Annotated in this window: 11 protein-coding genes and 1 tRNA gene; 6 read left to right on the forward strand and 6 right to left on the reverse strand. The window is 71.8% G+C overall.

The annotated features are described in order from the left end of the window. Positions 1-38 precede the first annotated feature (38 nt). Entirely contained in the window at positions 39-374 is a 336-nt protein-coding gene (locus tag AC1MLT_RS01575; protein WP_481033538.1) for a YnfA family protein, read from the forward strand. Here AC1MLT_RS01575 and AC1MLT_RS01580 read toward each other — a convergent pair. Continuing rightward, on the reverse strand, positions 346-2,622 hold the full coding sequence (locus AC1MLT_RS01580; RefSeq protein WP_481035080.1) for a heavy metal translocating P-type ATPase: 2,277 nt from the start codon (positions 2,620-2,622) through the stop codon (positions 346-348). The genes AC1MLT_RS01575 and AC1MLT_RS01580 overlap by 29 nt on opposite strands. A 368-nt stretch (positions 2,623-2,990) precedes the next feature. Here AC1MLT_RS01580 and AC1MLT_RS01585 point away from each other — a divergent pair, with 368 nt between their 5' ends. Next, positions 2,991-3,413, forward strand: a complete 423-nt coding sequence (locus AC1MLT_RS01585) for a Cd(II)/Pb(II)-responsive transcriptional regulator (RefSeq protein ID WP_481033539.1) — start codon at positions 2,991-2,993, stop codon at positions 3,411-3,413. Positions 3,414-3,431: 18 nt separating this feature from the next. On the opposite strand, the gene AC1MLT_RS01590 is transcribed toward AC1MLT_RS01585, so the two are convergent. Both AC1MLT_RS01590 and AC1MLT_RS01595 read right to left on the reverse strand, forming a co-directional pair. Then, a complete protein-coding gene (locus tag AC1MLT_RS01590) occupies positions 3,432-4,739 on the reverse strand; it encodes a c-type cytochrome (RefSeq protein ID WP_481033540.1) in 1,308 nt (435 codons plus the stop codon). Then, positions 4,736-5,524 (reverse strand): c-type cytochrome, encoded by a 789-nt coding sequence (locus AC1MLT_RS01595; protein ID WP_481033541.1) that lies wholly within the window; start codon positions 5,522-5,524, stop codon positions 4,736-4,738. Before AC1MLT_RS01595 ends, AC1MLT_RS01590 begins: the two co-directional genes overlap by 4 nt. A gap of 184 nt (positions 5,525-5,708) precedes the next feature. Between AC1MLT_RS01595 and AC1MLT_RS01600 the strand changes: the two genes are divergently transcribed. The 3 genes from AC1MLT_RS01600 (at position 5,709) to AC1MLT_RS01610 (ending at position 7,381) form a co-directional block, all read left to right on the forward strand. Continuing rightward, positions 5,709-5,784 (forward strand) — tRNA-Gly (locus tag AC1MLT_RS01600). Positions 5,785-5,880: 96 nt separating this feature from the next. Then, positions 5,881-6,660, forward strand: a complete 780-nt coding sequence (locus AC1MLT_RS01605; protein ID WP_481033542.1) for a fumarylacetoacetate hydrolase family protein — start codon at positions 5,881-5,883, stop codon at positions 6,658-6,660. Between the two features lie 52 nt (positions 6,661-6,712). Beyond that, entirely contained in the window at positions 6,713-7,381 is a 669-nt protein-coding gene (locus tag AC1MLT_RS01610) for a DUF1345 domain-containing protein (protein ID WP_481033543.1), read from the forward strand. A 12-nt stretch (positions 7,382-7,393) separates the two neighbouring features. Here AC1MLT_RS01610 and AC1MLT_RS01615 read toward each other — a convergent pair whose 3' ends face one another. Genes AC1MLT_RS01615 through AC1MLT_RS01625 form a run of 3 tightly spaced genes read right to left on the reverse strand, consistent with a single transcriptional unit; the run spans position 7,394 to position 10,571 of the window. Beyond that, positions 7,394-8,374, reverse strand: coding sequence for a DMT family transporter (locus tag AC1MLT_RS01615; RefSeq protein WP_481033544.1), 981 nt, complete (start codon positions 8,372-8,374; stop codon positions 7,394-7,396). Further along, positions 8,371-8,868 (reverse strand): methylated-DNA--[protein]-cysteine S-methyltransferase, encoded by a 498-nt coding sequence (locus AC1MLT_RS01620; RefSeq protein ID WP_481033545.1) that lies wholly within the window; start codon positions 8,866-8,868, stop codon positions 8,371-8,373. Before AC1MLT_RS01620 ends, AC1MLT_RS01615 begins: the two co-directional genes overlap by 4 nt. Continuing rightward, on the reverse strand, positions 8,865-10,571 hold the full coding sequence (locus AC1MLT_RS01625) for an Ada metal-binding domain-containing protein (protein ID WP_481033546.1): 1,707 nt from the start codon (positions 10,569-10,571) through the stop codon (positions 8,865-8,867). Before AC1MLT_RS01625 ends, AC1MLT_RS01620 begins: the two co-directional genes overlap by 4 nt. A 116-nt stretch (positions 10,572-10,687) precedes the next feature. Here AC1MLT_RS01625 and AC1MLT_RS01630 point away from each other — a divergent pair, with 116 nt between their 5' ends. Next, complete coding sequence (locus tag AC1MLT_RS01630; protein ID WP_481033547.1) at positions 10,688-12,070, forward strand: phosphomannomutase/phosphoglucomutase; 1,383 nt, start codon at positions 10,688-10,690, stop codon at positions 12,068-12,070. The last annotated feature ends 12 nt before the right edge of the window (positions 12,071-12,082 follow it).

Below are 12,082 nucleotides of genomic sequence, written 5' to 3' on the forward strand. Positions count from 1 at the left end.
GCAGTCGTGCTGCCGGGCCGCCGAGCCATCGTGCCCGCATGGACATCCTCCGGACCCTGGCCCTCTTCGCGATCACCGCGCTGGCGGAGATCGTCGGCTGTTATCTGCCCTATCTCTGGCTGCGACAGGACCGCTCGGCATGGCTGCTGCTGCCCGCGGCGCTCGCCCTGGCGCTGTTCGTCTGGTTGCTGACCCTGCATCCGACCGCCGCCGGTCGCGTCTACGCGGCCTATGGCGGGGTCTACATCGGCGTCGCGCTGGCCTGGCTGCGCTGGGTGGATGGCATCCGCCCGTCCACCACCGACTGGGTCGGCGTCGCCGTCTGCCTGTGCGGCGCGGCGATCATCATCTGCGGTCCGCGCAACGGCGCGTGACGGACGTGGCCCCCGCGTCGGGCCGACCCGCCGACCCGACGGCCACCGGCGGCGCCGGTCGCGCGGCGCGCAGCAGGCGCAGGCCGTTGGCCACCACCAGCAGGCTCGCGCCCATGTCGGCGAACACGGCCATCCACATCGTCGCGTCGCCGAACACCGCCAGCACGAAGAACACGACCTTGATCGACAGCGCCAGCACGATGTTCTGCCACAGCACGGCATGGGTGCGCCGGCTCAGCCGCACGGTCTCGGCGATGCGGCCGAGGTCGTCGTTCATGACCACGACATCGGCCGCCTCGACGGCGATGTCGGTGCCGGCGGCTCCCATGGCGAAGCCGATGTCGGCCTGCGCCAGCGCCGGGGCGTCGTTGATGCCGTCGCCGATCATGGCGACCGGGCCATGGCGCTGGCGCAGCTCGCGGATGGCGGCGAGCTTGTCCTCGGGCAGCAGGCCGCCGCGCACGTCGTCGATGCCGGCCGCGCGACCGACGGCCTGGGCGGTGGCGAGGTTGTCGCCGGTCAGCATCACCGGCGTCACGCCGAGCGCGCGCAGCTGCGCCACCGCGTCGACGGCGCTGCGCCGCAAGGTGTCGGCGACGGCGAACAGGCCGAGCACGCCACTCGCGTCGGCCAGCAGCGTGACGGTGCGGCCCTCGATCTCGTGGACCGCCAGCACCGCCTCCAGGGCCGGCCTGGACTGGCCACGCTCGCGCATCAGGCGCAGGTTGCCCAGCACCATCGGACGGCCGTCGATCAGGCCCTCGACGCCACGGCCGGGCAGGGCGCGGAAGTCGCCGACATCGTCCTCCGGACCGGATGGCACCGCCGTGGACGACTGGGCGACGAGTCCGGCGGCGATCGCCCGGGACACCGGATGGTCGGAGCGCGCGGCGAGACGCATGGCCGCGTGCCGGACCCGGGTCGCGTCGGTGTCGCCCCACGGCTGGAAATCGACCAGCACCGGCTTGCCTTCGGTCAGGGTGCCGGTCTTGTCGAGCGCCACGGCCTTCAGCCGGCGCGCTTCCTCCAGGTGGGTGCCGCCCTTGATCAGGATGCCCCGGCGCGCCGCCGCCGCCAGGCCGCTGACCACCGTCACCGGCGTCGAGATCACCAGCGCGCAGGGGCAGGCGATGACCAGCAGCACCAGCGCCTTGTAGAGCGCGGCCAGCCAGCCCCAGCCCAGCAGCAGCGGCGGCAGCACCGCGACGGCCAGCGCCAGCGCGAACACGGCCGGCGTGTAGATGGCCGCGAAGCGGTCGACGAAGCGTTGCGTCGGCGCCCGCGTGCCCTGGGCTTCCTCGACGGCGTGGATGATGCGGGCCAGCGTGGAGTCGCTGGCGGCGGCGGTGACGCGGAACTCCAGTTCGCCGTTCTGGTTGACCGTGCCGGCGAAGACGGCATCGCCCGGGCCTTTGTCGACCGGGATGCTCTCGCCCGTGACCGGGGCCTGGTCGATGCTGCCCTGGCCCCGCGTCACGATGCCATCGAAGGCCACGCGTTCGCCCGGCCGCGCGCGCGCCACGGCGCCGACGGCCACGCCGGCGGCGGCCACGCGGCGCCAGCCGCCATCGGCCTGCCGGATCTCGGCCTCGGCCGGCGCCAGGTCGACCAGTCCCTTGATCGCGTTGCGTGCCCGGTCCACGGCGCGGGCCTCGATGAGCTCGGCGATGGCATAGAGCGCCATCACCATCGCCGCCTCCGGCCACTGGCCGATCAGGAAGGCGCCGGTGACGGCGACCGACATCAGCGCGTTGATGTTGAGCCTGCCGTGGCGCAGGGCCGTGAGTCCCTTGCCATAGGTCTCCAGGCCGGCCAGGCCGATGGCGAACGCGGCGACCACCATGCCGGCCGCGGTCCAGGCGGTGGTGCCGGGCGCGAACCAGGCCATGCCCTCGGCGACCAGCGCCAGCCCGAGCGCCGTGCCCAGCCGCACCAGGCCGCCCGTGCCGGCGCCGTGCTTCTCGTCGTCCGGACCATGGGCATGCCCATGCCCATGCCCATGCCCATGCCCATGCCCATGCGCGTGCCCGTGGTCGGACCCAGGTCCAGCGCCGGTCGGGGGCGCGCCGGCCACGACCGGCTCGGGCGCGAAGCCGGCCTTGCGGATCGCCGTGAGTGCCGCCGGCACCGCTTCGTCGGTGCCATCGATGCGCAATTGCCGCCGCGAGAGCGCGAAGTGCAGTCCGCGTATGCCCGGCAGCGGCTCGACCAGGCGCCGGATCTCCGATTCCTCGATGCTGCAATCCATCGTCGGGATCCGGAAGACATGGCGCCCCGCGCCCGTCGGAGCGCTGGCGCCGTCGTCGGTGATCGGGCCGCCGGAGGATGCGCCCCCGCAGCACGGCGCGAGGACGAGGGGCCCGGGTGTCGGCTCGCCCGGCGTGCAGCAGGCGGCCGGAACCGCGCCCGGGCCGGCGTCGGCGCCCTCGTGGTGGTTCGGCGCGGTGGTGTCGTGCGGATGCGGATGCGGAAGATCGCTCGCGGCTGCGGGCTCGATGTCGTGCGTGTGTCGGCGTGCCATGAAACCTCGGTGGTAGGGAAGGCATTGCACACCCTGTACCCGCTGCAGGGTCAAGCCACTAGCATCGGAGCCTGTTCTGTCACCAGGGGCATCCCATGAAGATCGGCGATCTGAGCCGCGCGACCGGCGTCGATGTCGGCACCATCCGTTTCTACGAACGCTCGGGGATCCTGGCGGCGCCCCGACGCGAGGCGAATGGCTATCGCAGCTACGGACCGGAGCACCTGGAGGGCCTGTCCTTCGTGCGCCACTGCCGCGCGCTGGACATGCCGCTGGCCGACATCCAGCGCTTGCTCGACTTCACGCTGCGGCCCGAGGCCGACTGCGGCGACATCAACGAACTGGTCGATCGGCAGATCGAACGCGTGCGTGCGCGCCTGGACAGCCTGCGGGCGCTGGAGACGCAGCTGAGCGTGCTGCGTGGCAAGTGCTCGCAGGGCCACCGGGCGCAGGAGTGCGGCATCCTGGGGGAACTGGTGTCGGCCGCGCATGGCGAGGCCTGCGCCTGCCATGCCTGAGCCCGGCCCGGAGCATCCTCAGCGCCGCATGGTCGCCTGCAGCGACACCGCCGGCGCGTCGTTGCCCCAGGCGCCACGCACATAGGTCAGCACCGCCGCGATGTCGCCGTCGTCGAGCACCTGGCCGAACGGCGGCATGCCGTAGGGCCGCGGGTTGCCCGCGGTGGCGGGCAGGAAGCCACCCTGGCGCACGATCTGGATCAGGTTGACGGGTGTCGTCATGAGGACGGCCCGATTGCCCGCCAGCGGCGGATAGGCGCCGGGCGCGCCCTGGCCGGCATCGCCATGGCAGTAGGCGCAGCGCTGGTCGTAGATGCGCGCGCCGCGTTCCATGGTGCCGGCGTCGCGCCGCTCGGGCGCGGCGCGGGGCGTGGCCGGAGCGGCGGCCACCTCGACGGCGGCGGCGGCCGGCAGCTCCCGCAGGTAGGTCGCCATCGCCGTCAGGTCGGCCGTGCCCAGATGCTGCGTGCTGCCGTGGACCACGTCGGCCATCGGTCCCATCACCGATCCACGCGGCGACGTGCCGCTGCCCAGCAACTGCACGATGTCGCGCAACTCCCAGTCGGCCACGCCGGCCTCGCGGTTCGATGCCAGCGAGGGGGCATACCAGTTCTCGCCCGGGATCAGTCCCCCGGCGAGGCCGCGCGACGTCTCGGTCGCGCCCAGCGAGTTGCGCGTGCCGTGGCAGGCGATGCAGTGGCCCAGGCCGTCGACCAGGTAGGCGCCGCGATTCCATTCGGCCGTCCGCGCCGGATCGGCGACGAAGCTGGCGGGTTCGAACGACAACGCCCGCCAGACCGCGAGCGCGAGCTGCGTGTCGTAGGGAAAGCGCAGTCGATGCGGCGCGTTCGGCACCGCCGCCGGCGGCACGCTGCGCAGGTAGGCGTAGAGGGCGTCGGAATCCTCGCGCGTGACGCGGGTGAAGCTCGGATAGGGAAAGGCCGGGTAGAGCAGCCGGCCGTCCTTCGAGCGGCCGTGGTGCATGGCGCGCCAGAAATGTCCCGCGCTCCAGTCGCCGATGCCATGGCGGGTGTCGGGCGTCAGGTTGCTGGCGTGGACGGTGCCGAAGGGCGTCTCGATGCCCGGGCCCCCCGCGTAGGGGGCGCCGCCGCGCTGCGTGTGGCAGCCGGCGCAGTTCCCCGCCAGCGCCAGATAGCGCCCGCGCTCGACCTGCGCCGGCGTCGCCTCGAAGGCGACCGCCGGCATGGCGACCGGTTCCTCGCCGCGCAGGTTCAGCGCCACCAGTGCGCCACCGGCGAGCCCGGTCAATGCCAGCGACGCGAGCAGCACGACCACCAGACGGCGCATCCCGGACCTCGCCGTCATGGTGTTCGCGCGTCGGCGGCGCGGGGCATGGAACCGCAGGGCAGCGGCAGCGGCCGGGGCAGGGCGGCGACCGCCTTGGCCGTCGCCGGGACCGGCTGGATCGCGAGCCAGCTGGCCACCGCGTTGATGTCCGCCGTGGTCAGCCGGCGGCCGACCTCCCGCATGCAGTCCGGCGGCAGCGCGTGGCGGCTGTCGGTGAGCCAGGCGCCCAGCTGCGACGAGAGATAGAGGCGCGGCAGGCCCACCAGCGCCGGGATGCCGGGCTGCACGCCCGTCAGGGCCGCGCCATGGCATTGCACGCAGGCCGGAACACCGCGCGTGGCATCGCCCTCGAGGGCGAGCTCGCGACCGCGCGCCAGTGTCGCCGGCGTGGCGTCGCTGGTCGATGGCGTGTCCGGGTAGGGCAGGTCGAGCCCGGCGAAGTAAGCGGCGATCTCGCGCAGGTAGTCGTCGGAGAGGTGGCGCACCAGGTGCGTCATGTCGGAGTTGAAGCGGCGCCCGTCGCGGAAGCTCGCCAGCTGGTTGTAGAGATAGCCCGCCGGCTTGCCCGCCAGACGCGGATAGAAGGCGCCGTTGCCGATCGCGCCCTCGCGCCCGTGGCAGGCGATGCAGGCGGCGACGCGCTGGCCGATGGTGTCCGGCACCCCGTGGGACGTGGCGGGAATGGTGGCTGGCGCCGCCACCGGAGCGGCCGTTGCCGGCCCCGCCGTGGCCAGCAGGCAGCCGAGGACGCCGGCGACGAGATGTCGGTGCCTGCCGCCCATCGATGGGACTGTCAAATGCATGTGAGTCGGATCGTGAGGGACCCCAGGGGTCGGAAGCCGCCGCCCGGCGCGTGGCCGCCATTCTCCCGCGCCGTGCCCGATGAAGGCCACGGACTTTTTGTCCCAGGCCGTCGGGACGAAAATTTCTTCGACACTGAAATAAAAAGACATTTTTTGCCCCCTATAATCCGAGTCGCTTTGAAGTGCGGGATTAGCTCAGTTGGTAGAGCGCAACCTTGCCAAGGTTGAGGTCGAGAGTTCGAGTCTCTTATCCCGCTCCACATTTCAGCAGCGTCGTTCAGAAGGGCCCTTGGGCCCTTTTTTCGTTTCTGCCACCGCCATCCGCGCGCGGGGCTCTTCGGGAAAGCGGGAATGCCATGAAGCTGAACACACTGGATGGCCTGGTCGAGGCGCTGGCGTCGGCCCATCATGCCGGCAACGTCGTCGAGGGAGCGGCCTGGCGCGATGCCTTGTCGGATGCCTCGCAGGCCTACTGGGTCCAGGATGCCGTCGGCCGGGCGCTGGGCCTCTTCGGTTCGGAAATCCCGGCGCGCTGGAAGTCGGGCGGCGCCTCCCGCGACGTCACGCTCACCCATGCGCCCCTGCCGGGCGCGGGCGTGCGCACCGGTCCGGCGCGCTTCGCCGACATGGCCTTCCACATCCCCGGCTTCGAAGCCGAGATCGCATTGCGCCTGGGGCGCGACGTGACGCCCGCGATGGCCAGCGAACTCACCGCCGATGGCGTCGACGCGCTCATCGATGCCATGGCCGTCTCGGTCGAGATCGTCGACTCGCGCTGGGACGATGTCGGACGCACCGTCGCGCTCCTCAAGCTGGCCGATTTCCAGTCGCATGGCGCACTGGCGCTGGGCGAATGGGTGCCCTATCAATCCCGTGACTGGTCGACCCAGGTCTGCCGCGTGAACATCGAGGGCAGCGAGCCCGCCGTCTTCACCGGCAGTCATTCGCTCGGCGCGCCGCAATGGCTGCTGCCGAGCTGGCTGCGCCACGTCACGCGCGGCGGCAAGACCGTCGCCGCCGGCACGATCGTCACCACCGGCACCTGGTGCGGCCTGATTCCGTTGCGGCCGGATGCCGCGGCCTCGGTGACCTTCGACGGCATCGGCTCGCTCGACGTCCGCTTGGCCGGCGGTTGAGGTCGCGCGGCGCGGTCCGCTTCCCGTCAGGCGAGCGCACTAGAGTCGTGGCATGCACCCGTCCCTCATCCAGGCGCCCGGCCTGCGCCGGCTCGCCTATGGCGCCATCGCCGGACTCGCGGTCGGCTTCGTTCCCTGGCCGCTGGGCGGTGTCGCGCGCGGCCTGCTCGGCTGGAGCGCCGGTGCCGGCGTGTACCTGGCGCTGGCCTTCTGGCTGTGCCGTACCTTCGACGCCGAGCGCACGCGCGCCCGTGCCCAGTCGCTCGACCCGCCCAACGCCATGATCCTGGCCGTCATGGTGACGGCCGTCGGTGCCTGCGTGGCCGCCATCGCGATGCTGCTGCAGCAGGTCAAGGACATGGCCGGCCTCGAACGCGCCGGCCACATCGTGCTGGCGCTCACGGCGCTGGCGACCTCGTGGCTGCTGATCCACACCGTCTATGCCTTCCATTACGCGCACCGCTACTACCAGCAGGAGCTGCGGGACCGGCGCCTCGGACAGGGCGCCGAGCCGAGCCTCGACTTCCCCGGCAAGCCCGATCCCGACTACTTCGATTTCGTCTACTTCTCCTTCGTCGTCGGCATGACCTCCCAGGTCTCCGACGTGCAGGTGACGACGTCGCGGCTGCGCCGGGTCACGCTGGTGCACAGCGTGCTCGCCTTCGCCTTCAACATGCTGGTGCTGGCGCTGTCGGTCAACGTGGTGGCCAGCGCGATCTGAGCGGTGCCGGACTCACCCACCGCGCCGCGCGAGGCGCGGACGGACCAGCCCGGTCGACAGCGACACGCCGCAGATGATCACGCCGGCGCACAGCAGCATCCACGACGTCACACGCTCGTGCAGGAACACGGCGCCATAGGCCACCGCGAACACCGGCACCAGGAATGTCACCGTCAGGGCCCGCGCGGGGCCGGCGGTCTCGATCAGGCGGAAGAACAGCACGTAGGCGAAGCCGGTGGAGGCGATGCCCAGCACGGCGACGGCGAGCCACGCCTGCGCGCTCGGCAGTCGCGTCGGCCAGGTCAGGAGGGCGGGCACGGCCAGGAACAGCGTGGCGCCGATCTGGCTGCCCGCCGCGCTCGCCAGGGATGGCAGTCCGGCCAGATGGCGCCGCGCCGCGCTGGCCGAGATGGCATAGCAGACGCAGGCGCCCAGGCTGGCGCCGATGGCCAGCAGCGGTGCGCGCAGGCTGCCCGCGGCATCGGCGTGGAAGCCGACGCTGCGGCTCGCCAGCATCGCCACGCCGATGAAACCGATCACCAGCCCCGCGATGCGCGCGCCGGAGGGGCGCTCGCCGAACCAGGCCCAGGCCACCAGCGCGCCGAACAGCGGCACCGTCGCGTTCAGCACCGAGGCCGCGCCGCTGGTGAGCGTGAGCAGGGCAAAGCAGAACAGCGCGAAGGGCAGGCCGGAGTTGAGGATGCCGATGCCGAGCATCGGCTTCCAGTGCCGCAGCAGCGCCGGCCCCTGGTCGCGCAGCAGCATCAGCGGCACCAGCACCAGGGTGGCGATGGCGACGCGCATCGTCGCGGCCGGCAGCGCGCCGAACTCGGGCGCGGCGATGCGCATGAACAGGAACGATGCGCCCCACAGCGCGCCGAGCAGCACCAGGTCGACGATCCAGCGCCGCGATGGCGCGGCCGGACCGGTGGCGGCGGCGTCGGGACCGTCGGCGGCGGGAGCCAGGGTCGTGGCGGACTCGGATCGGCTCATCCGGCGCTCTCCAGCGCCAGCAGCGCGCGCTTGCGGTCGAGGCCGCCGGCATAGCCCGTCAGCGCGCCGCTCGCGCCGACGACGCGATGGCACGGCACGACGACGCTGATCGGATTGCGCCCGACCGCGCCGCCGACCGCGCGCGTCGCCATCGGCCGTCCCAGCCGCTGGCTGATCGCGCCATAGCTGAGGGTCGCGCCGCGCGGGATCGCGCGCAGTTCCTGCCAGACCGCCTGCTGGAACGCGGTGCCGTGCGAGAGGTCCAGCGGCAGGTCGAAGACCCGCCGTCGGCCCTCGACATAGTCGGTCAGCTGCGAAGCGGCAGCGCGCAGCACCGGATGCGCCACATCCATGCGCCAGCCGATGGTGCGGGGCGCGTGGCGCTGGGCGTCGAACCACAGGCCGCAGAGGCCGAGGTCGGTGGCCGCGAGCAGCACGCCGCCCAGCGCGGTGTCGATGTGGGTGGCGTGGATCGTGTCGGTCCTGAACCTCATGGCGTCGGTCCCTTCTTCCTGGTCGTGCGGGTCGTGCGGGTCGTGCGGGTCGTGGCGGCGGCGAGCGGCGCCGACCCGGACGCGCGATCGGGCACCGGTTCCAGCGGCGCCTTGGCGGCCACGGCGGGCGCCAGGGTCTGCCAGGCGCGCAGGACCGCATAGCTGCGCCAGGGGCGCCAGGGGAGCGAGGCTTCGGCCGCCGCGCGCGCCGAGGAGACGCCCATGGCCTTCTGCAGCGCCACGTCGCCCGAGGGAAAGGCATCGGGCCAGCGCAGGGCGCGCATGGCGATGCATTGCGCGGTCCAGTCGCCGATGCCCGGCAGCGCATGCAGGGCGGCGAGTGTGGCGCTCACGTCGGCGCCGGGATGCAGGGCCAGCCGGCCGGCCAGGGTCTCGCGCGCCAGGGCCTGCAGCGCGCCCTGGCGCTGGCGCACGATGCCCAGCAGTCCCAGGCCCTCGCTGCTCGCCGCCAGCAGGGCCTGGGGCGTGGGAAACAACCGGTCGACGCCTTCGAAGGGCGTGGCCAGCGGCTCGCCGAAGGCCATCACCAGGCGGCCGCCGATGGTGCGGGCCGCCGCCACCGAGATCTGCTGGCCGAGCACGATGCGCACGGCCATCTCGAAGCCGTCGAGCGTGCCGGGCACGCGCAGGCCGTCGCCCTGCGGGAACGGCGCGTTGAGCACGGCATTGATCGCCAAGGGTTCGGCATCCAGATCGAGCCATGCGCGCGCGCGACTGATGACCACCGGCAGCACCGTCGCGAGCGAATCGCTGACCGTCAGCCGTGCCTGCTCGCGTTCGGGATCGAAGCGCAGCCGCAGCCAGCCGGCATGGGTGCGGCCGGCATGCTCGATGCGCAGGGTGCGGACGAAGGGCTCCGCCAGGTTCGCACCGCCGCTCTCCATGCCCTTGAGCGCATGACGGGCGTGGAATTCGAGCATGGCGTCCATGTCGTAGGGTGGCCGCAGGCCGAGTCGCACCTCGATCGCGCCGGCCTCGGCATCGCCGTCACCACCGCCACCGCCACCGCCGCCACCGCCACCGCCACCGCCACCGCCACCTTCGCCGAGGCGCGCCGCCGGGCGACCGGCGCGTCGCATGCCGCTCGGATTGAGGCCGTAGTGCGCCGCGAAGGCGGCATTGAAACGGCGCACGCTGGCGAAGCCGCTGGCGCGTGCCACCTGCGCCATGGGCAGGCGGGTGTCGGCGATGAGCTGCTTGGCCGCGAGCAGGCGCCGTGTCTGCAGGTACTGCAAGGGCGAGACGCCGAAGCGCGCCTCGAAGATGCGTCGCAGATGGCGATCGCTCACGCCCAGGCGCATGGCGACATCGGCGGCGCCGGGACCGTCGAGGTGCCAGGCATCGGGCTCGTCGATCAGGCGCGCGGCCTGCAGGGCCAGGATGGTCGAGGCGTCCTCGGTCGACCAGCTCGCCGCGCGTGGCGCCAGTTCCGGCCGGCAGCGCAGGCAGGGCCGGAAACCCGCGGCTTCGGCTTGCGCCGCGTGGCGGTAGAAGCGACAGTTCTCGCGCAATGGCAGGCGCACCCGGCAGACCGGGCGGCAGTAGATGCCGGTCGAGGTGACCGCCGTGAAGAAGGAGCCGTCGAAGCGCGCGTCATGGGCCTGCATGGCCCGGTAGCAGGCATCGCCGCCCAGGCCGGCGGGCAGCTCGGAGAGCGAGGGAACCTGAGAAGTTGTTGTCATTCGGCCCATCTTACGGGCGCCTTCGGCCGGTACTGGCCGTTTCCGGACATCCGACTGGCGGAAGCACATGCCTACAATGGCGCCTCGTTTTTCCCGAGAACTTTTGGGGCATACCCATGCAAATCAGCGCATCGATCTTCAAGGCCTACGACATCCGGGGCGTCGTCCCCACCACGCTCGACGCGGAGATCGCGGAAGCGCTCGGCCGGGCTTTCGGCAGTGCCGCGCGCGCGGCGGGCGAGAAGAGCGTGGCGGTCGGCCGCGATGGTCGCTTGTCGGGACCGGCCTTGTCCGAGGCCCTGATCCGCGGCCTGGTGGCCACGGGCGTCGAAGTCATCGATGTCGGCGCGGTCACCACGCCCATGCTGTATTTCGCCGCGCACACGCTCGCCACCAGCGGCATCCAGGTCACCGGCAGCCACAATCCGAAGGACTACAACGGCTTCAAGATGGTGCTGGCCGGACGTGCCATCTATGGCGATGAGATCCAGTCGCTGCGCCGCGTGATGGAAGCCGGCAGCGCCCAGCTCGCCGAGGGCGGCAGCGTGCGCAAGGTCGATGTGCTGGAGGACTACAAGCAGCGCATCGTCGGCGACATCAAGCTGTCGCGCCCGATGAAGATCGTGGTCGATTCGGGCAATGGCATCGCCGGCGCTTCGGCACCGGCCATCCTGCGCGCCATCGGCTGCGAGGTGACCGAGCTCTTCAGCGAGGTCGATGGCGACTTCCCCAACCACCATCCCGATCCGAGCAAGCCGGAGAACCTGGTCGACCTGATCGCGGCGCTGAAGTCCGGCGATGCCGAACTCGGCCTGGCCTTCGATGGCGATGGCGATCGCCTGGGCATCGTCACGCGCGAGGGCAACAACATCTATCCCGACCGCCAGATGATGCTGTTCGCGCAGGACGTGCTTTCGCGCGTGCCGGGCGGCACCATCGTCTACGACGTCAAGTGCTCGCAGCGCCTGGGCCCGGCGATCGAGGCCGCCGGCGGCGTGCCGATGATCTTCAAGACCGGCCATTCGCTCATCAAGGCCAAGATGAAGGAGATCGACTCGCCCCTGGGTGGCGAGATGAGCGGCCACATCTTCTTCAAGGAGCGCTGGTTCGGCTTCGACGACGGCACCTATGCCGGTTGCCGCCTGCTGGAGATCCTCAGCCAGAGCCCCGATGCCAGCGCCGTGCTCGATGGCCTGCCGACCAGCTTCTCGACCCCCGAACTGAACGTCAAGTGCGCCGAGGGCGAGCCCCACACGCTGGTCGATCAGCTCGTGAAGACGGCGAACTTCGCGGCGCCGGCCAAGCTCTCGACCATCGACGGCGTGCGCGTGGACTGGCCCGACGGCTTCGGTCTGATCCGCGCCTCCAACACCACCCCGGTGCTGGTGATGCGCTTCGAGGGCCAGACGCAGGCGGCGCTCGAACGCATCGAGAGCGAGATGCTGACCTTCCTGAAGACGGTCAAGCCCGACGCGACCATCGCCGAAGCGGCGCACTGATCCCTTTTCCTC

This window comes from Variovorax sp. PEI5, assembly GCF_056679935.1.